We start from the raw sequence: 21,149 nt of genomic DNA, 5'->3' as shown, positions 1-21,149 counted from the left end.
GATGAGCACGAATGCTGTCGACCGCACCGGACATCGGTCTTCGGTACGCCGGAACTTTCGTCCAAGACAAGAACGGCCGACATAGGCGACGGTAGAGGCATGCGCAGCTACGACGCGGGGGCGCCAGTCCCCATCGACCGCGACGCCGACAGCGGCTGGGAAGTCGCCCACCCCGTCCGCGGCACGTCCCTTGACGGCGTCCGGATGGCCGGGTTCCGCGACCGTGTCGCCGCGGGGATCGACATGCAGGTGCTCCCGCAGCCCGCCGTGATCGTCGTCATCGGGTTGGGGGAGGACCCGTTGACCCTTGAGGGCACCGGCGGACACAAGCCCTTGCGGAGCCTCGTCGCCGCGCTGTCACCCGGCCCCGCCCACATCCGCGCCCGCCGAGTCGAGTGCATCGAGATGAGCTTGTCACCCCGGGCCGCCTACGCGGTGCTGGGCGTCTCCCCACGCGACCTGGATGGCGCGGTCACCAGCCTGGAGGACCTGTGGGGGCCGCATGAGCGCCGACTGCGCGAGCGATTGCTCGACACCCCGTCATGGCCGGAACGCCTCACGCTGGTGAACGAGTTCCTCGCGAAGCGGGCCGCGCAAGCGCCGTCGATGACACCCGAAGTCGCCGCCGCCTGGAAACACATCGTCGAGCATCGAGGCCGCGTACGGGTCGATGAGCTTGCCGCATCCTGCGGATGGAGCCGCAAGCGACTGTGGTCCAGGTTCAGCGACCAGATCGGCCTGACCCCCAAGCGCGCCGCGATGCTGGTCCGCTTCGACCACGCAGCCCGGGCACTCTGCGCGGGTGAGCCCGCCACGGACGTAGCCCTGGCGTGCGGTTACGCCGACCAGGCCCACCTGAACCGCGATGTGCTGGCCTTCGCCGGGTGCACGCCAGGCGCCCTGGCCACGAGGACGACGTCCGCGGGATAGCCCGCTCCAACACCGACGACAACATCTACTCGCCGCACGATTCGAACGTATGCACGATAATGAGGAGACTTCTGTGCCCAACACCGACGTCCACGCAACAGACACGACGGAACGCGAGCTCATCGTCCGGCTCGCCTTCGGCAGCATGGCCGCGCAGACCGTGCGCGCCGCCGTCCGGCTGAGGGTCGTGGAGTTGATCGGCGACGGGCAGCGCCGTGCCGCTGAAGTGGCCGCCGATGCCGGGGCGGAGCCGCAGCCCATGACGCGGCTGCTGCGTGCCCTGGCCGGACTGGGCCTGCTGAAGGAACACGCACCGGGCACGTTCTCGGTGAGCCCGGCAGGCGCGCTGCTCGACTCGCAACGCCCCGACTCGCTCACGTCCTTCGTGCGGGTGTTCACCGAGCCGGTGGTCGTACGGGCGTGGGAGCACCTGGACACCAGCATCCGCACCGGAGACATCGCGTTCGACACCGTCTTCGGCACGGACTTCTTCAGCCATCTCGCCCAAGACCCCGAGCTGTCCGCGCAGTTCAACGCGGCGATGAGCCAGGCCGCCGGGGAGACCGCCGCGGCGCTGCCGTCCGCGTTCGACTTCGGCCGGTTCACCTCGGTCACGGACGTCGGCGGGGGAGACGGAACCGTACTGGCCGGCGTACTGCAGGCACATCCGCAGCTTTCCGGTGCCGTATTCGACACCGAGGAGGGCCTGGCCCAGGCGCCGAAGACGCTTGAGCTGTGCGGGCTGACGGAACGCTGCTCCCTGATCGCGGGGGACTTCTTCCGTGCAGTCCCCAAGGGCTCGGACCTCTACCTGATGAAGAGCGTCCTGCACGACTGGACGGACGAACAGGCGGTCACGATCCTGAGCCACTGTCGCGAGGTGCTGCCGCCGGGAGGGCGCGTCCTGATTGTGGAGCCGGTGCTCCCCGAGATCGTCGACGCGGGCGCCGAATCCCATGCCGCCGACGACGGAGTCACGTATCTGAGCGACCTCAACATGCTCGTGAACGTGGGCGGCAGGGAGCGCACCCGCCACGATTTCGAGGACGTCTGCCACCGCGCGGGCCTGTCGCTCACCTCGGTCACCCTCCTCGCGGAGGCTGCACCGTTCTCCCTGTTGGAGGCGGCGGCGGACTGACGCTCCGTCACCGTTTGGGCAGCAACAGCGGGGTCGCGAGCAGGAGAACGCCCGACACGGTGATCGCGGTGAGCGGGCTGGTGAGTGTGGCGAGCATGCCCCAGACCACCATCAGGGCGGCTTGCAGGAGTCTGCTGAGGGCACTCCACGTACTGAGGACTTGAGCCGTGCGATCCGCGGGCGTCCGTTGCAGACGTTCTGTCGCGTAGATCGGATTGAAGATGCCCATGCAGGTGATCAGCAGGCCCTCGACGATGATCACGGTGAGGAGTCCGGCGATGCCGGGACGGACGAACGCGAGACCGAGGGGGAAGAGCGATCGCAGCCAGCCGGAGACGATCATGACCCGGTGCCTGCCGTAGCGATTCACGAGACGCGCGGAGAGGCGGGCGCCCACGAAGCCGCCGAGGGCCGGGATGCCGAAGGCGAGACCGTACTGCCAGGCCGGGAAGTGGTACTGACCCAGCAGAAGGACGGACAGGAGCGGGACGGTGGCCATGATGAGGCCGCTGACCAGGATCGAGTTGAGGAACAGGCGCTTCAGTACGCGGTCGCGGAGGATGAACCGCCAGCCGGTAAGTAGGTCGGCTCCGCGCAACCTGGTGGACCGGTTGCGCGGTGCCGCGACATCGCCTCCGCGGATGCGAAGGACCCCGAGCGCGGACAGCAGGAAGCTGAGGGCGTCGGCCAGGACCGTGATGACCGGGCCGAGCAACCCTATGAGCGCCCCACCGAGGGGAGGGCCCGCCGCGGTAGCCACCCAGCTCGTGGCCTCGAATCTTCCGTTCGCCACAAGGAGGTGATCGCTGCGGACGAGGTGCTTCAGATACGCGCCGGACGCGGCGGTGAAGGCGATGCTCGCGGTCCCGGAGACGACCGAGACGACGAGCAGTTGGCCGTATGAGAGCAAGCCGAGGGCGTAGGCGATCGGGACACTCGCCATCGCGACGAACCGGATCAGGTCCATCGCGATCATCACCGGACGCTTGGCGCGGCGCTCGACCCACGGTCCGAGCGAGAACGCGACAACCGCCGCGACGGCAGGCCCGGCCGCTCCCAGGAGCGACACGGCGAATGCCGACGAGTGCAGCACGCCAACCGCGATCAGCGGGAACGCGCCGAAGGCAATCCACGTACCACCGGTGCTGACGGCGTAGGCCGACCACAGCCAACCGAAACCGCGCCCCAAACGCACGCCCACGTGACTCCCTCGCGACAACCGACGATCGGGTCTCCACATCACACCGGCCGCACCGTCACGGGATCAAACAACCGACCCCGGGCGAGCCACAACCATCGGTTGGGCACGCCTATGCTGGATCAATGGATACGGAGGCGGTGCGATCGTTCGTTCGCGCGGCCGAGCTCGGACAGCTGCGACATGCGGCCGACGAGCTCGGCGTGACGCAACAGGCCGTGTCGAAGCGGATCGCGACACTGGAGCGCGAACTCGAAGTCCGGTTGTTCACCCGCACCGCCCGAGGGGTCGAGCTCACTCTCGACGGCCAAGCCTTTCTCCCGCACGCCCGGAACATCGTCACGGGAGTCGATCGCGCCATCACCGCGATCAGGCCGGGGTCGCGGGCCCTTCGGATCGACGTTCTCGGCCTGCGATCCGCTCAGGCCGTCCTGCTGCACGACTACTGGCGGTCGCGTCCCGAAACCGACCTCGATGTGGTGACCCTCAGGGTCAACGACCCGCACATGGCGGTCGCCGCCGTCCAGGCAGGCGATATCGACGCCACGTTCCGCTCGGTCACCGACCCGGCCGCACTGCCGCGCGACGTGGAAATGATCCACGCCTTCGACTCGCCGCTGGAACTCCTCGTCGGCCCGAGGCACCCGCTCGCCGCCGCACGAACACTGACACCCTCCCGGCTGCGCGGGCACCGGATCTGGGTACCGGGTATCGCGCCGCGCAGCGAATGGGCCGAGTTCTACGACCAGCTCGCCACCGACTTCGACCTCCGCATCGACGCCGCGGGCCCCAACTTCGGCAACGAGGTACTCCTCGACATCCTCGCGGACTCCGCGGACGTGGCCACCCTCGTGGGCTCGCGCGACCGGTACATCTGGCCGACGCACCACGACCTGCGCCGCATCCCGATCGTGAACCCGACGCTCGCCTACCCGCTCTCGCTCATCTTCCTCCGAGCGAATCCACACCCGGGACTGAGGGCGATCATCAACCACTTCGGAGGCCTGGCACCGCTTCCCGAGCCGGTCTGGCTCCCGTCCTGGGCCACAACGGCGCGCCGGTCCAAGCCCGTTGGTGGTGAGTGTGCAGCCGAGTGAGCAGGTGCGTCAAAGTTTGTCTGTCCTCGGCCGAAAGCGGTCCCAACAGCTCGTCCCGCATGCTGTCCAGCGCTCGGTCCATGCGCCGCAGTTGGGGGAGCGCGCCTGCGCGCCCGCCTCACGTCCCTCGCCTCGGGCACCTCGCGGCCGGCGACCCGTGCGGCGGCCGACGAGGCGCTCCGAGCGCTGGACGAGCCTGGCAGCTTGATCACCTGCTTCGCCTACGCCGTCCGGCCCGCTCTCAGGAGAACGGATCGAGGGTGACGTAAGCCTGGCGCGGGCTGCCGTCGTGGACGAGGGACTCGTGGTGTCCCACATCGTCGAACGCGAACCCGTACGCCTTACCGTCCGCCATCCGCTCATGGATGATCCGGGAGTAGTGGTTGGTCACGGCGTCCTTGTAGAAGCCGGCCGCCGAGGTGTCGGGCTGGTTGGGATTGGTCAGCAGGGTGGAGCGGTTGAAGCCGGCGCACAGGGTCCGTGAGATCGGGCCGCGCACCAGGTCGTTGGGGGCGTCCAGGAGCCGGTGGCAGCCGAAGACGCTGGGTGCGTCGGGCTTCTGGAAGCTGGTGACGACCGCCCCGGCGGAGTTGGTGAAGTGCATGACGCCGCCCGAGACCCGGCCGTAGTACTTGGTGCCCGGCTGGTTGGCGAACGGGGTGACGGTGAGGGTGGTCGTGGCGTACTTCTGCCAGACGCGGTTGATGTAGTCGTCCAGCACGTTCGCCGGAAGCGCCCCGGTCTCCAGACCGTAGGTGGGGGAGAGGGCCCGGAGCACGGTGCCGTCCGAACGGGTCTGGATCAGAGAGCCCCATCCGCCGGGCTGGGCACGCAGCGCGGCGAACACCCCGTTGTAGCCACCGGACTTGAGCCGTCCGGTGCTGACGACACTGCCGTCACCGCGCTGGACGCCGACCGAGTAGGGCGCGGAGAACATGTCCACCTGGGTGCTGTTGATCCAGAGCCCGTCGTTGTTGAGCGTGAACTCGGACCAGTTGAAGAGGATGTTGCGGTTCGGGTCGGACGGGTTCTGCACGGCCGGCTGCACCAGGCCGCCCGTCGCCAGCTTGAACACGAGCTTTTGGCCGTAGGAGAAGTAGATGCGGCCGCCCGCGAGCTTCGGGATGTTGATCGTCTTGGACTGGCCGGCGGCGGGGCCCGGTATGGACGCGTCGGGCGCGGGGATCGGCGGGACGCCTCCGGCCGGCCACGGGTGGAAGGCGCCGCTCGCGTCGGCCCAGCCGAGCTGACCGGTCGTCAGGGAGGTGCCCAGGACGTAGACATGAACGGCATCGCCGCGCCCGGAGTTATTGGTGACCTGGAGAGGGATGGTCGCGGGCACCGCCGCGTCGGCCGTCGAAGGTCCCGTGACCGACAGCACGGCGCCGAGCAGCGCGGCCGCCGCGGCGAGCGCCGGCAGACGGCGTTTGAGGTTTCTGAGCATGCTTTGTCTCCCTGCGGGTGATCGGGTGGGGGGTTGGTCCGGACCACTGTGAGAGCGCTCTCAGCGTTGCGCGCGGGTGCGTTCATGTCAACGAGGGCGGCATGGGGACATGTTGGAGGCGCAGGAACGGTCTTGATGGCGAGGGGACTTGAGACCGCGTCCGCCTAGCCGGAGCGTTCGTTCGAGAATGTGAACCAAATTCCGCCAGCAGTCTTGTCAGCCCCTCGGCTGCCCCCTATCGTCTGCGGCCAGAAAGCGCTTTCCCGGAGCGCTGGGACCGCTCCGGGAGAGTCGACCGACCGTCGTGGTGGGCCGCCGCGACGTGCGCAACGAGCCGCCCGATCCTTCCGGTTCTGCCGTAACCGCTCCGTGCCGCGCCGACTTCCGCACGGGCAACAGCCTGTTCTCGTCCTGCGCCCTGCCTCAGGCGGCGCGGGGCGATTCGGGCGCGCCATCACGAAGAACCACGCCGAATTCAGGAGACGAAAATGACAAGACCTGTCGCACTGCGACTGTCCGCGGCAACAGCCGCGCTGGCCCTGGCGACCGCGGCCGGTGTGGCCCTGTCGATGCCCGAGGCATCGGCGGCGACCGGCAGCGCCACCGGCTACGCGACCCAGAACGGCGGAACCACCGGCGGCGCCGGCGGGCAGACGGTCCGGGCGACCACGGGCACCGCGATCCACGCGGCTCTGTGCGGCCGGGCCAGCAGCAGCACGCCGATCATCATCCAGGTCGAGGGAACCATCAACCACGGCAATACCGCGCAGGTTTCGGGCGAGAGCTGCAACACGGCCGCCGGGGTGATCGAGCTCAAGCAGATCAGCAACGTCACGATCATCGGAGTCGGCAGCGGAGCCGTCTTCGACCAACTCGGCATCCACATCCGTGAATCCAGCAACATCATCATCCAGAATGTGACGGTCCGGAACGTCAAGAAGTCGGGCTCGCCCACCTCCAACGGCGGCGACGCCATCGGCATGGAGAGCGACGTCCGCAACGTCTGGGTCGACCACGCCACCCTGGAGGCATCGGGCGGCGAGTCGGAAGGCTACGACGGCCTCTTCGACATGAAGGACAACACCCAGTACGTCACGCTGTCGTACAGCATCCTGCGCAACTCCGGCCGGGGCGGCCTGATCGGTTCCAGCGAGAGCGACCTGAGCAACGGCTACGTCACCTTCCACCACAACCTGTACGAGAACATCGACTCCCGTGCACCCTTGCTGCGCGGCGGCACGGCCCACGCCTACAACAACCACTACGTGAGCCTGAACGAGTCCGGCATCAACTCCCGCGCCGGTGCCAAGGCCAAGGTGGACAACAACTACTTCGAGGACTCCAAGGACGTCCTCGGCACCTTCTACACCGACGAACTCGGCTACTGGCAGGTCAGCGGCAACGTCTTCGACAACGTCACCTGGTCCAGCGCCGGGACCGAGAACCACCCCGCGGGCCCGAACCCACAGTCCAACACCACGGTGAGCATCCCCTACGCCTACCCGCTCGACGCGGCCGCGTGCGTACCCGACATCGTGAGCCGAACGGCGGGCTCCGGCACCGGCCTTCAGGTGTCGGACGGCAACTGCACGGCACAGACGCCGACCCCGACCCCGACCACGACACCCACGCCGACTCCCACCCCCACGCCCAGCCCGACCCAGCCCGGCGGCACCAACCTCAGCATCGGGGCAGGCTCCGACGGCTCCAGCAAGGCCGACGGCACGAGCTACGGCAACGTCCGCGACGGCAACATGAGCACGTACTGGTCGCCGACCGCCTCGACCGGATCCATCTCCATCAAGTGGGGTTCCGCCACCACGCTCTCACGCATCAACATCCGCGAGGCCGCCGGCTCCGAGGGCGCCATCAGCTCCTGGCGTGTCCTCAACGCCGACACGGGAACGGTCCTGACCTCCGGCAGCGGCGCGGGCGCCATCACCTTCCCGCAGACCTCCCTGAGCAAGATCACCTTCGAGATCACCGGTTCGACCGGCACACCGAAGGTGGCGGAGTTCGAAACATACGGCTCGTAATGTTCCCGCCGTCCACCGGCGCCGAGGCCTGCGCGCCTCCGGCGCCGGTACGGGCACAGCCTCTTGGCGATCAGTGACCCGCCTGTTTTACTGCGCGGATGGTGACGGGGATCTGCGCCGTGCTCGGCGCGCTGCTCGGGGTGGTGTTTCTGCAACGGCGGTCGCAGCGGGCAGGGGATCGAGCCCGGGCGGGGCAGGCGGTCCTCTTGTCGGTCGGGGCCAAGCGGCCGGATGTGGGTCGCCGATGGAGTCTGGGCCGGGTGCGGGCTGATGCTGAAGAGTTTCGGTGGGAGCCTCGCCGGTCGTGGACACGGCTGCGTGGGCTTCCGGCGGATCTGCGTTTTGTCCGGGCACGCCGGCAAGAGGGCCGCGAATGGTTGTGGCTCCCGATCGGCGCCTTGGTGATCGAGTGCGAGTCGTCCGAGGGCCCGGTACAGCTATGGGTCATGGGTGCGCAGCTGGAGCACGTCGTAGACCTGATCCGGCACGACGACGGCTGACCGTGCCGGGGACGCGTATGCATCCCGGGGCTCAACACTGCGCGGTCTCGGTCAGGTTCGTCGGCGCTCGACGATCACCGGCGCCCGGTCGGGGTGGACGTCGATGCGGGCCACCGCTCGCGCCCGGGCGCCGGCGGGAACGCGTAGGTGCCAAGTTCCGCAGATCACGGCGATGGCCGTCGTCATCTCGATCTGGGCGAAGGCGTTGCCCATGCACTGGTGGGGCCCGGCGGCGTAGGGGACGAAGGCGCCGGGATGGATGACGGTGCCGGGTGCCCAGCGGTCGGGGTCGAAGCGGTCGGGATCGGGGTACCAGCGTGGGTCGTGGTGGAGGAGGTAGGGGCTGTAGACGACCTCCGTGCCCGGTGGCAGGTCGACGTCGCCCAGCCGGACGGTGCGGATGGTGCGGCGCATGAACAGCCAGGCCGCGGAGAGCCGCAGCGCTTCGTTCACGATGCGCCGGGTGTAGTCGAGTCGGGGCAGGTCGGTGTACTGCGGTGGCTTGCCGGACGGGACCTGGTCGAGTTCGGCGTGCAGCCGCCGCTGTACCTGCTCGCTGGCGGCGATCTCGAAGAACGCCCAGGCCAAAGCGGCGCCCACGGTCTCCACGGCCGCGGAGATGAGGGTGACGACCTGGTCGTAGATCTCGCTGTCGGTCAGTCCGGAACCGTCCTCGTCCCGGCCGGCGAGGAGCATCGACATCACATCGCCGTGGTCGACGCCGCTGCGCCGGTACGCGGCGATGGACTCGTCGACCGCGTCGCGCAGCTCGGTGACCGCGCGCTCGAAGCGGCGGTTGCCCGGCGTGGGCAGCGCCGCCCACCAGTCGGGCAGCGAGGTGCGCCGGATGACGCCGTCGGTGAGCACCGGCAGCACTCGGCGCAGCACCTCGCCGACTCGGGCGCCCAGGACGGGCGAGAACAGGGCGTGCGTGGCCACCGACATCGACATCCGGTCCATCGCTTGGCCCATGTCCACCGTCTCCCCGCTCTGCCAGCGTGCCGCGAGGGCTTGCACCTGATCGCGCATCACCGTGGCGTAGGCCGGCAGCCGGTCACGGTGGAACGACGGCTGGACCAGCCGGCGTTGACGGCGGTGGTCCGCTCCGGAGGCCGTGCCCAGGCCGGAGCCCAGGAAGCGGGCCGCCTTGTCGAAGAGCCAGCCGCGTTCGAAGGCCCGGGCGTCGGTGACGAGCACCCGGTGAGTGAGTTCGGGGCTGGTGACGACGTACGCGGGACGCGGCCCGAGTTTGATCCGGACGAGGTCGCCGTGGGCGGGCAGCGAGGAGATGAAGTCGAGTGGGCGGCGGGCGATCAGCAGCCCGTGTCCCAGCACGGGCAGAGCTCCCGGCGCCTGCGGGGTCTGCGCGAGCGACGTCGTGGGGCGCTGTCGGGCGGGGCTGTCGGATGCGGTCATGTCCACGGGCCTCTCGGGTGCGGTCATGTCACACGGGCCTCTCGGGTACGGGGATGTCACATGTGCTCTCGGCTGCGGTCACCGGGCGGTGACGATCATCGGCAGATGGCAGGGCCTGCTCGTACCGGCCATGACCTCCCGGACCCGGTGACCTGGGGCCGGGACGAAACGGAAGCGCCCGAGCAGCGTGGCCAGCGTGATGGTCATGCTCGTCCAGGCGAAGCTCTCCCCGAGGCAGCCGTGGCGGCCCGCCCCGAAGGGGAGGTACGCGCCCTGCTCGACCGGCGTCGCCCGCTCGGGGTCCCAGCGGTCGGGATCGAAGCGCTCCGGGTCGGGGTAGTAGCGCCGGTCGCGGTGCAACGCGTGCGGACTGATGAAGAACTGCGTCCCCCGCGGGTACGTGCGGCCGCCCACCTCGACCTCCCGCAGGGCGCGGCGGGGCAGCAGAGCGAGGGGGTGCAGCCGTAGCACCTCCTTAAGGACGCGGCGCAGATAGGGAAGCCGGTCCACGTCGTCGTGGCGGGCGGGGCCCGCGCCGAGCCGGGACAGCACCTCGCGACGGGCCCGCTCCTCGGCCTCCGGATGGTCGGCCAGGTGGTGGAAAGCCCACGACAAGGCGGTGGCCGTGCTCTCGGAGGCGGCGACCGTGAAGGTGACGGCCTCGTCGTAGACCTGTTCGCGCGGCATGGTCCGGCCGCTGTCCGCGTCTCGGGCCGTCAGCAGGACGGACAACAGGTCCCCCTGGTCTCCGCCGACGGCTCGGTAGCCGTCGATGGCGTCCAGGACGGCGGCGCGCATTCGCCGCCGTGCCCGGGTGAAACGCCGGTTCGCCGGTGTCGGCAGCTTCTCCAGCAGCGGCAGGGGAGACAGGGCGCGAGCGGTGATGGTCCGCAGGAAGTCGGGGAGTGAGCGTTGGATCTCGGCGACGGCATGGTCCGCGAGGCGGGACGCGAACAGGGTGCGGGCCGCTGTGGTGATGGTCAGCCGGTGCATTTCCGTGTCCATGGCCACCTGTTGACCCGGTTTCCAGGCCTGCGCGCGTTCGTCGGCGAGTGCCGTCATCACCTCGGCGTACAGGGGCGTGCGGGTGCTGTGGAACGCCGGGCGGATCAGGCGCCGTTGCCGGCGATGAAAGTCCCCGCTGGAGGTGACCACGCCGTTGCCGAGGACCGCGGCGGCTTTCTCGAACAGCGAGCCCTTGTCGTAGTGAGCGGCGTCGGAGACCAGGATCTGCCGTATCAGCCTGGGGGAGTTGACCACGTAGACGGGGCGTGGTCCGATGCCGATTTCCACTACGTCCCCGCAGGCGCGGGCACGCAACAGCAGACCGAAGGCGTCACGCCGCAGGGACAGCGCGTGCCCGAGCCCGGGCATTCCGCCCGGCAGCCGGGGAATCGCCGCGCCGCTCACCGGGTTTCCGCCCTGCCGGATCGCATCACGGTACGGTCCGCGCTCAGCTCCACGAATCCGGATTTGAGGCCGTTCCATATGTAGCCCTCTCCGTGATAGCGCGGGGTTATGTAGTTCCAGTGCTGGTTTCCGCTGATGATGTGGCCGAGCCGGTCCAGGTATTCCGCCGCATGCGGGAAACGGGCGCTCACTCGGTCGCGTTCGGCCAGGAATTCCCGTTCCTTCTCATCGATCAGCGTGCATGCCTCGTCCACGGCCTGCTGCAGTCCCGTGCCGTGGTGCAGCGCCCAGGCCACGACCCCGTTGACGCAGTCGCCGCTGCACAATTCCTTGCGGACCGAGAAGACGTCGTTCGTCAGGGTGACGTGATCGTTGACCAGGTTCGCGGCGGCGCGGCAGGCCGTGAACGCCTCGTCCGCGACCTCGGGGCCGTGGCCCACCTGGGCCAGCGCCATGAAGACGGGCATGCCGATCGTTTCCCGGCGCATCCGCAGATACGTCTGCCAGCCCTGCCAGCGCAGCGCCCCCACCCGGGTGCGCAGCGGGAGTTCCTTCAGGCAGCCGCGGAAGAACTCCCGCAGCGCCGCTTCCAGACGCCGCGCCGCCGACGGCGAGGCGGTACGAGTCGAGCGCCGCCACAGGTCCTCGACGGCCCGCGCCAGCCAGCCCTCCGCCGCGACGAACCGCCCCGGCGGAGCCGCTTCGACGAAGGCCCGCGCCAGGGTGGATCGCCGGGAGAGGTCGTCGTACAAGAAGAGCGTGCACGTCCACTCGACGGCGAGCAGGGCCGTGTCGAACTCCCAGTCGGGGGTGATGAATTCGCTCCACTCCATGGTGGAGTCCAGATACCGCTCACCCACCCGCTCGTCGTCGAAACACAGGAAATCCCGCGACCACTGCCAGGCCATGACCTCCAGCCGTGCCTTTTCCGGATGAATGCGCACAGGTATTCGCATCGGCAGCGGCGGCAGATAGAACGAGCCCATCCTCTCCAGGAGTTGTGACACATCGGGTGGAGCCGATTTCATCACGCCGGTCACTTCCTCACGCCCCTTTCCGCCCCGTGGGACCCCTCATGCTTACGGCGCGGCGATCAGGCGGCAATCCTTTCCCCACGTCCTCCGGATTCCCCGGGAGCACGGAAACGCGCGCGCCGCCGGCACCAGCGCGCAGACAGATGCGTGGAGGACTCGGCGGGCAGAAGACACGGGAGTTGTCCCTGAGGCGACCGGGGCTCTGCACCCCGGCGCCGAGGAGTGGGGTTCCCGGGGTGGTCAGCGGCTGTTCGACAGGGCCAGGAGCTCGGCGAACAGACCTCCACCTGCGGCGAGTTCGTCGAAGGTGCCCTGCTCGGAGATCCGGCCCTGCTCCATCACGAGGATCCGGTCGGCGATCTTCGTGTTGATCAGCTGGTGGGTGACGACGACCGTGATGCAGCCGCTGCCGATCGACTTGATCCGTTCGAGGATGGTGTGCTCACCCCGGGCATCCATCTGGCTCGTCGGCTCGTCCAGGATCAGCAGGCCCGCGCCCCGATAGAGAGCGCGGGCGCACGCCAGGCGCTGCCACTGCCCGCCGGACAGCTCCGTCCCGCCCCACAACTCCCGGGCCAGCAGCGTGTCCAGGCCCTCCGGCAGATCCTCGATGGTCTCGCGCAGACCCACCGCGTCCAGTGCCTGCCACACCAGGTCGTCTCCCTCCTCGCGGGGCTGGCCGAGGGTGACGTTGTCGCGCACGGACAGCGGCCACTGAGCGAAGTTCTGCGGCACCAGCCCGGAGGCGTCCCACAGCCGGTGCGCGTCGAGGCCTGCGACGTCGTGGCCGTTCCAGCTGACCTTGCCCTTGTCGGCGAGGAAGATCGCGGTGAGCAGCCGGGTGAGGGTCGACTTCCCCGAGCCGTTCTCGCCGACCACGGCAAGGATCTCGCCACGGCGGACGGTCAGCGACACTCCGGCCACCGCCGGCGTCTCCTTGCCCGGATAGCAGTAGACCGCCTCCTCCACGCTGACCTCCTCCAGCCGTCCGGTCAGGCCCGAAGTCCCGCGGCTGGGGGCGCGTTCGGCGGCGTAGACGAGGAAGCTGTCCATGTCGGCGAGGTAGAGGGCGCTGTGGAACATGGCCGCGCCGTAGATGACGAGCTGGCTGAGCGCGGCCAGAGTGGTCTGCACGGCAACGACCGCGGTCGCGGCAATCGCCGCCTCGATCCGTCCGGTGGCCGCCAGCCACGCCAGCGCAGCCCAGGTGCCGACCAGGAAGACACCGCCGATCGCCGAGCTGGTCAGCGTGATCCGCAGCATCCTCGGAGCCGCGGCCAGGGTGCGCGCGTCGATCCGCTCGGAGATCGTCCGGTACCAGAACGCCAGATACCGCGTCATGCCGTTGGCGCGGATCTCGTCCGCGAACTTCAGGCTGGTCGCCCAGCCGCGCATGTTCTGCCGCACATTGCGGTCGCCCACGTTGGCGTAGTGGGTCTCGTAGGTGACCTTCGCGTGCAACACCGCGCCCACCCCGGCCGGGACCACGGCGAGCAGCAGAAGCGGCAGCATCAGCGGATGCAGCACCGTCAGCACCCCGCTCGCGGTGACCATGCGGACGGCAGCGGCCGTGAGACGCGTGGCGTCCTGCACCATCAGGCGACTGCGGATCACCCCCATCTCCGCGGCCTCCTCCCGGTCAGCGCATCCGTCCTCGGCGCGCGCGGCGGCCTCCATCCGGCACACGGCCTCCACCAGGCGGCTGTCCGCCTCGGTCGTCAGCGGCGGAGTGATACGGCCGTCCGCGTACGACGACAGCGCGGTCGCCACTCGTCCGGCCGCCGCCGCGAGCGCGATGACCGTCAGCGCGGGCAGCGCGGCATGGACCCGGTCGGCGACCTCCTCGTCGGACAGGATCGGCCCCATCGCGTCGGCCGTCGCGTTGAGCTGAAGGGCGGCGCTGACCCCGATGGCCAGCTGACAGAGGGCGAGCAGCAGCACAGCCCGGCGGTCGATGGCCCATGCCATCTTGGCGGTCTGCTTCAGCACCGACGGCAGTCGTCGGCACATCGCGCCGAACGTCGCGTCCGCCAATGGGTTCTTGCCGTACCGGCCGCCATAGCGCAGCTCCGCCGGCGGCGGAGGCGGCAGCCGGCGAGGAGCCGCAGCGGCCCGGGTCTCTGGTTCGGCGCTCACCGGTCACCTCCGGCGACCTGCGAGTCCTTGGCATCAACAGCAGTCAACTTCACTCCCACTCAAAGTCGTTGTGTTCGGATCGGCGACATCCGGCTCAACGAGGAGCACCGCGATATCGAACACACGTGTTTGAGACGGAGCGGATTCCGCACGATTGCGCCACGCACGTGCGGTGGATGATGCATCGACCCTTGGGGCACACCGATCGACCCCGGGCCGGGGGTTGGCCGAAACGCCGGGGTCGATGCGTATGTGACAGGTGTGGGCCTCAGCCGGTCATGGAAGGGTCCATTTCTGGTTCGGTCCGGTGTGGCAGGTCCACAGGTGGACCGGGGTGCCGTCGTTCCAGGTGCCGCCGGACGCATCGAGGCACTTGCCGGACTGGGGATTGCGGACCGTGCCGTCAGGCTGAGGCGTCCACTTCTGGGCACCGGTGCCGTTGCAGGTCCAGAGCTGGATCTTCGTACCGTCGGCGCTGCCGCCGCCGGAGACGTCCAGGCACTTGCCCAGGGCCTGGACGGTGCCGTCACCGGCCAGGGTCCATGTCTGGGCGCCGGTGCCGTGGCAGGTCCACAGCTGGATCGCGGTGCCATCGGCGGTGTTGGCGCCGGACACGTCCAGGCACTTGCCGTTGACCCCCTTCACCGCACCTGAACGGGGGCCGGGCGGCGTGCCGCCCTCCGCCTTGATCCGGATGTTGCGGAACGCGACGTCGTCCCCCTCGCCGTGGTTCTGGATGCCGACGTGGCCCTGCTGGAGGCTGCGCGCGGGGTCGGTGTTGGTGAAGTCGTTGACCTTGCGGCCGTTGAGGAAGATCTCCAACCGTTCGCCGGTGACGCGGAGTTCGTACGTGTTCCACTCGCCCGGCGGGTTCAATGCGGCGTCGCGGGCCGCGATGTCGGCGGACTTGAACCCGTACACGGCGCCCGTGGTGCGGTCAGCCGCGTCGGTGGCGTCGATCTGGATCTCGTAGCCGTTGTTCACCGCCGACCACGGGTCGTCGGAGGCGGGAAACCCGATGAAGACGCCGGAGTTGTCGTCGCCGGCGGCCTTCCAGTCGAGCTTGAGGGAGTAGTCGCCGGTGAACTCCTCGGCGGAGTACCAGAGCATGCCGAGTCCGCCGTACGAGGTGAGGCTGCCGTCGGCGAGGGTGAAGCCGCCGGGGCCCGCCTGTGTCCAGCCGTTGGTGGACGAGCCGTCGAACAGGGATGTGTACCCGGTCTCGGGACGGCAGTCCGCCTCGGTCATCCCGGCGGCCCAGCGGATGCCGCCCAGGAGATGGCGGCGGAACGCGGGTTCGCCGTACGACTCGTCGGTGTGGCCGCCGCCGGTGTAGAAGGCCCGGCCGCCCTGGTAGTCCTTGCACCAGGCGATCGGGTGGTCGCCGGACATGTTCCCGCCCGTGTAGCTGGACTCGTCGAGGGAGGCGAGCACATGGGCGGTGGTGCGGGGATTGGTGCGGTAGTTGTACCACTCGTCGGTGCGCTGCCAGGTGGTGCCGAGGTGGGCGGTGGCGTCATGGGCCCGGTCCTCGACCTCGACGGTGGCGGACTGGATGGCCGGGTGGGAGTGGAACAGGGCGCCTGCCAGGCCTTCGTAGAACGGCCAGTCGTACTCGGTGTCGGCCGCCGCGTGGATACCGACGTATCCGCCGCCCCCGTTGATGTACTGCTCGAAGGCGGTCTGCTGGGCGTCGCCGAGCACATCACCGGTCGTGGAGAGAAAGACGACCGCCTTGTACTGGCCGAGATTGCCGGTGCTGAAGGCCTGGGGATCCTCGGTCGCGTCCACGGTGAAGTTGTTGTCCGTACCGAGGTCCCGCAGTGCCGCGATGCCGTCGTCGATCGAGGAGTGCCGGAAGCCCGCGGTCCGGGAGAACACGAGGATCTTGTACGCCGGGTCGGCCGCCGCGGCCTGTCGGGTCGTGCCGGCCGGCTGATCCGCCGGACCGGCCAGAGCCGTGGCGGCTTGCGGCGTCAGGCAGAGCGCGAGGCCGGTGAACAGGCCGAGAGCCCTTTTGAGTCGCGTACGCATGGTCGGGCGCCTCCTTTCTACTCTACGGAAGGGTCCATTTCTGGTTCGGTCCGGTGTGGCAGGTCCACAGGTGGACGGGGGTGCCGTCGTTCCAGGTGCCGCCGGAGGCGTCGAGGCACTTGCCGGACTGGGGATTGCGGACGGTGCCGTCGGACTGGGCTGTCCACTTCTGGGCGCCGGTGCCGTTGCAGGTCCAGAGCTGGATCTTCGTACCGTCGGCGCTGCCGCCGCCGGAGACGTCCAGGCACTTGCCCAGGGCCTGGAAGGTGCCGTCACCGGGCAGAGTCCATGTCTGGGCGCCGGTGCCGTGGCAGGTCCACAGCTGGATCGCGGTGCCGTCGGCGGTGTTGGCGCCGTCGACGTCCAAACACTTGCCGTTGACCCCCTTCACCGCACCCGAGCGGGTTCCGCCGCCGGAGGTGGTGAAGGAGAACTCGTCCACGTCGAAGAGCGAGCCGGTGCCGCCCTTGAAGACGAGGTACAACTGCGTGGAACCGGCGGGCTGGTCGGCGAGGTCGGCGGTCACGTCCTGGAAGGTCTCCCAGCCGCCGGTCACCGGCACGGTCGCGGTGCCGAGCAGGACACCGGTCGGGGAACCGGCGCGTACCTCGAGGGTGCCGCCCGCACCGGCGGAGGAGACCCGGGCGGTGAACTCGGTGGCGTTGTCGAGGGCGTACGGCGTGAAGGAGATCCAGTCGCCGTTGTCGATGTGTCCGACGGTCCTGCCGCCGTGGGCGGGGCCGTGGGCGACGACCTGGACACCGGACGCGTCACCGTAGTGCTCGGCCTGCCGATGGGAGGGCTGGGTGATGTGCTGGTCGTGGGTGGTCAGCGCGGGCTGGCCGCTCGCGCCCTGGTCGGTGTACTCGGCGTCGACGACCCCGAAGATGTTGGCGTTGGGGTCGTGTTCGCCGTCGGCCAGGGTCTGCAGCGTGCCGGTGCAGCCGGTGGCCGAGGTCTGCGGGTGGCCGTGGCTGTCGTGTCCGACGATGAACGAGACCTTCACCTTGGCGCAGTCGATGGTGCCGTCCTCCGGGTCGGTCACCGTCACCTTGAACGGGATCGCGGCGCCGAAGTCGTAGATACGGCCGTCCGCGGGAACGTCGATCCGCACCGTGGGGGCGGTGTTGCCGACGGTGATCTGCACGGAGGCGGTCGCGGTCTTCCCGGTCGGGTCCGTGACCTTCAGCGTGGCCGTGTACTGGCCGTTGGTCGTGTAGGTGTGCGACGGGTTGGCGGCGGCGGAGGTCGCCCCGTCGCCGAAGGTCCAGGCGTAACTGAGCGCGCCGCCGTCGGGGTCGGAGCTGCCGGACGAGGAGAAGGAGACCGCCAGAGGCGCCTTGCCGGAGGTGACGTTCGCCTTGGCCTGCGCGATCGGGGCGAGGCCGTCGGTGACATGCTCGATGCGGTACAGGGCGGAGTTCTCGTCGCCGTTGAAGTAGCCGGTGCCGTAGTCGAGGACATACAGGGCGCCGTCCGGGCCGAAGGCCATGTCCATCACCTGGGTGCCGCTCCAGGGGAAGGCGTTGATGGACTGCACGGTGCCGTCGCCGCCGGCCTCGATGCGCTTGATCCAGCGGCGGCCGAACTCGCCGGCGAAGTAGTCGCCGTCGTACTCCTGGGGGAACTTGACCTCGGAGGTGGACGCGGCGTCGTAGCGGTAGACCGGGCCGCCCATCGGGGATTCGGAGCCGTTGCCGAACTCCGGTACGGAGCCGCCGTTGTACGGGATCCAGGCCGCCTTCGCCGGAGGCAGGTCGGTCAGCCCGGTGTTGCGCGGTGAGGTGTTCTTGGGCGCGGAACAGTCGAACTTGGCGCCCGAGGCCCCGGTGGCGAAGTCGTAGTCGGTGTAGGCGTCGTTCGCGCCGGTGCAGTACGGCCAGCCGTAGTTGCCCGCGCTCGTGATGCGATTGAACTCGACCTGGCCCTCGGGCCCTCGCCCGGGACTCGCGGTTCCGGCGTCGGGGCCGTAGTCGCCGAGATAGACGATGCCCGTGACCTTGTCCACGCTCATACGGAAGGGGTTGCGAAAGCCCATCGCGTAGATCTCGGGCCGGGTCTTGGCGGTGCCGGGCGGGAAGAGGTTGCCGCTCGGTATGGAGTACGTCCCGTCGGCGTTCACCTTGATACGCAGCACCTTGCCGCGCAGGTCGTTGGTGTTGGCCGAGGAACGCTGGGCGTCATAGGCCGGGTTGCGGGACGCCCGCTCGTCGATGGGCGTATAGCCGTCCGAGGCGAACGGGTTGGTGTCGTCGCCGGTCGACAGATAGAGGTTGCCCGCCGCGTCGAAGTCGATGTCGCCGCCGACGTGACAGCAGAGGCCGCGCGAGGCCGGAACATCGAGGATCGCCTTCTCGCTGGCCGGGTCCAGGGTGCCGTCGGTCTTCAGGACGAACCGGGAGAGCCGGTTGACGCCGTCGAACGGAGCGAAGTCGGAAGCTGATCCGTCGGAGGGGGCGTCACCGGTCGGCGTGCTCAACTTGGGGGCGTAGTACAGGTAGACGAAGCGGTTGGAGGTGAAGGCCGGGTCCACCGCGATGCCTTGCAGGCCTTCCTCGTCGTGGCTGTAGACGTCGACTTTGCCTGCCACCTTGGTGGTCCCGGCCGCGTCCGTGAGCCGGACGGTGCCGTCGCGTGACGTATGCAGGACCGAACGGTCCGGCAGGACGGCGAGGGTCATCGGCTCGCCCGTCTCTGCCACGCCCTTGGCGAGCGTGACCTGCTGGAACTCCACAGCCGCCGCGCCGGCACCGTCGGCCGGATCCGGCGGGGCGGCAGCCGCTGTTCCCGGGGTGAAGCAGCCGACGGCACACACCACCGCCAGCGCCAACGAACGGACGAGTCTGGGTCTGAACAGTCTTGTGCGCACAGATGTCTCCCGAGGTGTGGGGATGAGAGCAGGACACGATCGGTCCTGTGGAGGGGAGAACCGGCGCGCGCCGTCGCGCCGTTGAACCGGGCCTCATGTGCATGACCGGTTCATTTCAAGGAAGTTAGCGGCCTTGGTTCCGGCGCGTAACCCCTTTCGCGCCGGATCTCTCGGCTTTTTCCTTGATCAGGACAAAGTGTGGGCGGAGTGCCTGCCCCGTGGCTCCTTGGCGCCAGCGTCAGGAGTGCGCGAGGAATTCGGCGAACGCCGTACTGCTGCGGGCCATCCGGTACTTCCAGACAGCAGGGTCGCTGTCGGCGATGTCGCTTCACAGGCGGGCGTTGGCCGTGGCGAAGGCGCACTTGGAGACCAGGTCCGCGCTCTTCCATGAGGGGAAGGTGCGGGCGATGGCGTCGGCCTGCCGGGGCGAGTGCCCCGCGGCGATGAGCCGCAGCGCCAGGATCGCCGGATCGATCCACGCGGCCCCTCGCGTCGGCCATGCCCAGTCGACCAGGTGCGCCCGCTCACCGACCAGCACATTGTCCGGGGCCAGGTCCGTGTGCAGCAGCCTGTCACTGGCGAACCGGTGTGGGCTGCCGGTGGGAGCGCACAAAGCCCAGCGCTGCTGCGCCGACAGTGTGGGGGCGCCGTCAGGAACGGTGAGGATCTGCACCTCGTTCAGGGCGTCCTGCACGAGGCGCAGGTCGGGCGAGCCCGGCCGGTAGTCGGCGTGGCGGCCGGCCAGGAACGAGTAGCCCAAAAGCGCCCAGGCCTTGGCCTCGACCCGCCAGATCAGCCGCGGGCACGCTTCCCTTCTCCGTTTCGAGACAGGCAGCGACACCGGATTTCCTGTGTTCCTCGCTGGATGTGTGGCCTGTACCGAAATTCCTCACATCTTGGAACTCCGCTGCGCATGCACCCCCTTCCGCATCTGGTGCTTGGACGAGATCTGGCCGACCAGTTCCCAGAAGCACACCAGAGCGGTGATGGGCGGGATTCCGAGCGTCACGAACGCCAGCGGCGAGCGCGACGAATGACTGACACACAAGGCCACCGCCATGGCCGAGGTCACCAGGAGGACACCCCACGAACGGGCCGCGGGCTGATGCTGGACGGCCGCCCGCAGAATCGACAGGGCCGCGACGAACCACGGGCCGTACACCGTGAGCGGCCACCATTGCGCCAGTTTCTCGGGCAGTACGAGCTGGGCGATCGTGGTGAGCTGGCCGTAGGTGTAGGTAATGGACCAGCCCAACAGACATGCCGCACACACCGCGATGGCGGCGAACAGGACCGTAACCTGGGTGATGCGACGACCGCCGATAAGGATCCCGGGTTTCCGCTGCATGCGCCGCCGGTCGCTTCTGCTCAGTGGCGCGTCCATCGGGTCGGGAGACGGATTCGGGCCCGATGCCTCGGACAGAGTCCGGGCCAGCTCGTCCTCCAGATCCCAGGACTGCTGGGCGGGGATGGGGATATTGCCGTACGGGTCACGAATGTCGTGCTCTGATGTCAGCGGGTACTGCGGGCTGTAGAAGCGTGCTCTGTCGTGGTACCTCTCCACCGGCTGAAAGCCCTCCGCGCCCTCGTTCACGATGTTCCGTCTTGAGCACGGGACAAGTATTCAGTTCTCATATCCCTGATCACGTTCAGAAAATCATCCAAATAGGTTTGAGCAGTTCCCGCCGTCGGTCAAAATGGCGTGTATCACCGATCGCGGGAGAATCGAATCCTTTCTCTGAACTTCCCTGTCACGTCCGCATAACGAACGCAATCGGGAAGGAGGTTGTCCGGCGAACGGGTGATCAAAACCCACGAAAGAGCTAGCACCGATGCCGCACCCAAACGCTTGATCGGAGAACCGGGCATCCGCAACCTTCGGGGCTCATACCGCATCGCCACCACCC

14 protein-coding genes are annotated in these 21,149 nt (G+C 68.8%); 4 read left to right on the top strand and 10 right to left on the bottom strand.

The features are described from left to right. Positions 1 to 99 precede the first annotated feature (99 nt). A complete protein-coding gene (locus OHT76_RS01665) occupies positions 100 to 930 on the top strand; it encodes a helix-turn-helix domain-containing protein (RefSeq protein WP_328868886.1) in 831 nt (276 codons plus the stop codon). Positions 931 to 1,003: 73 nt separating this feature from the next. Further along, positions 1,004 to 2,068, top strand: coding sequence for a methyltransferase (locus tag OHT76_RS01660; protein WP_443049690.1), 1,065 nt, complete (start codon positions 1,004 to 1,006; stop codon positions 2,066 to 2,068). A gap of 7 nt (positions 2,069 to 2,075) precedes the next feature. Here the strand turns inward: OHT76_RS01660 and OHT76_RS01655 are convergent, their stop codons facing one another. Beyond that, a complete protein-coding gene (locus OHT76_RS01655; protein ID WP_328868885.1) occupies positions 2,076 to 3,269 on the bottom strand; it encodes an MFS transporter in 1,194 nt (397 codons plus the stop codon). 122 nt (positions 3,270 to 3,391) lie between these two features. On the opposite strand from OHT76_RS01655, the gene OHT76_RS01650 reads away from it, so the two are divergent. Beyond that, on the top strand, positions 3,392 to 4,363 hold the full coding sequence (locus tag OHT76_RS01650; RefSeq protein ID WP_328868884.1) for a LysR family transcriptional regulator: 972 nt from the start codon (positions 3,392 to 3,394) through the stop codon (positions 4,361 to 4,363). 241 nt (positions 4,364 to 4,604) lie between these two features. On the opposite strand, the gene OHT76_RS01645 is transcribed toward OHT76_RS01650, so the two are convergent. After that, positions 4,605 to 5,807 (bottom strand): glycoside hydrolase family 64 protein, encoded by a 1,203-nt coding sequence (locus OHT76_RS01645; RefSeq protein ID WP_328868883.1) that lies wholly within the window; start codon positions 5,805 to 5,807, stop codon positions 4,605 to 4,607. Between the two features lie 488 nt (positions 5,808 to 6,295). On the opposite strand from OHT76_RS01645, the gene OHT76_RS01640 reads away from it, so the two are divergent. After that, the gene (locus OHT76_RS01640; protein WP_328868882.1) at positions 6,296 to 7,843 is read left to right on the top strand and encodes a pectate lyase family protein; all 1,548 of its coding nucleotides are present in this window, start codon (positions 6,296 to 6,298) and stop codon (positions 7,841 to 7,843) included. Between the two features lie 551 nt (positions 7,844 to 8,394). Here the strand turns inward: OHT76_RS01640 and OHT76_RS01635 are convergent. The 8 genes from OHT76_RS01635 to OHT76_RS01600 all read right to left on the bottom strand — a co-directional run bounded on the left by OHT76_RS01635 (position 8,395) and on the right by OHT76_RS01600 (position 20,836). Beyond that, positions 8,395 to 9,759: a cytochrome P450 gene (locus tag OHT76_RS01635; protein WP_328868881.1), complete on the bottom strand. Its 1,365-nt coding sequence runs from the start codon at positions 9,757 to 9,759 to the stop codon at positions 8,395 to 8,397. A gap of 78 nt (positions 9,760 to 9,837) precedes the next feature. Continuing rightward, positions 9,838 to 11,169 (bottom strand): cytochrome P450, encoded by a 1,332-nt coding sequence (locus OHT76_RS01630; protein WP_328868880.1) that lies wholly within the window; start codon positions 11,167 to 11,169, stop codon positions 9,838 to 9,840. Then, positions 11,166 to 12,197 (bottom strand): terpene synthase family protein, encoded by a 1,032-nt coding sequence (locus OHT76_RS01625; protein ID WP_328868879.1) that lies wholly within the window; start codon positions 12,195 to 12,197, stop codon positions 11,166 to 11,168. Before OHT76_RS01625 ends, OHT76_RS01630 begins: the two co-directional genes overlap by 4 nt. 246 nt (positions 12,198 to 12,443) lie before the next feature. Continuing rightward, positions 12,444 to 14,339 (bottom strand): ATP-binding cassette domain-containing protein, encoded by a 1,896-nt coding sequence (locus tag OHT76_RS01620; RefSeq protein ID WP_328868878.1) that lies wholly within the window; start codon positions 14,337 to 14,339, stop codon positions 12,444 to 12,446. Positions 14,340 to 14,615: 276 nt separating this feature from the next. Beyond that, on the bottom strand, positions 14,616 to 16,373 hold the full coding sequence (locus tag OHT76_RS01615; protein ID WP_328868877.1) for a ThuA domain-containing protein: 1,758 nt from the start codon (positions 16,371 to 16,373) through the stop codon (positions 14,616 to 14,618). A 22-nt stretch (positions 16,374 to 16,395) separates the two neighbouring features. After that, on the bottom strand, positions 16,396 to 19,242 hold the full coding sequence (locus OHT76_RS01610) for a PQQ-dependent sugar dehydrogenase (protein ID WP_328868876.1): 2,847 nt from the start codon (positions 19,240 to 19,242) through the stop codon (positions 16,396 to 16,398). 328 nt (positions 19,243 to 19,570) lie between these two features. Then, positions 19,571 to 20,083: a protein kinase gene (locus OHT76_RS01605; protein ID WP_328868875.1), complete on the bottom strand. Its 513-nt coding sequence runs from the start codon at positions 20,081 to 20,083 to the stop codon at positions 19,571 to 19,573. Positions 20,084 to 20,131: 48 nt separating this feature from the next. Beyond that, positions 20,132 to 20,836 (bottom strand): DUF2637 domain-containing protein, encoded by a 705-nt coding sequence (locus tag OHT76_RS01600; protein ID WP_328868874.1) that lies wholly within the window; start codon positions 20,834 to 20,836, stop codon positions 20,132 to 20,134. Between the last annotated feature and the right edge of the window lie 313 nt (positions 20,837 to 21,149).

The sequence above is a fragment of the Streptomyces sp. NBC_00287 genome (genome assembly GCF_036173105.1).
In the GTDB taxonomy this organism is placed as follows: Bacteria; Actinomycetota; Actinomycetes; order Streptomycetales; family Streptomycetaceae; genus Streptomyces.
This window is presented reverse-complemented; position numbering and strand designations above follow the sequence as displayed.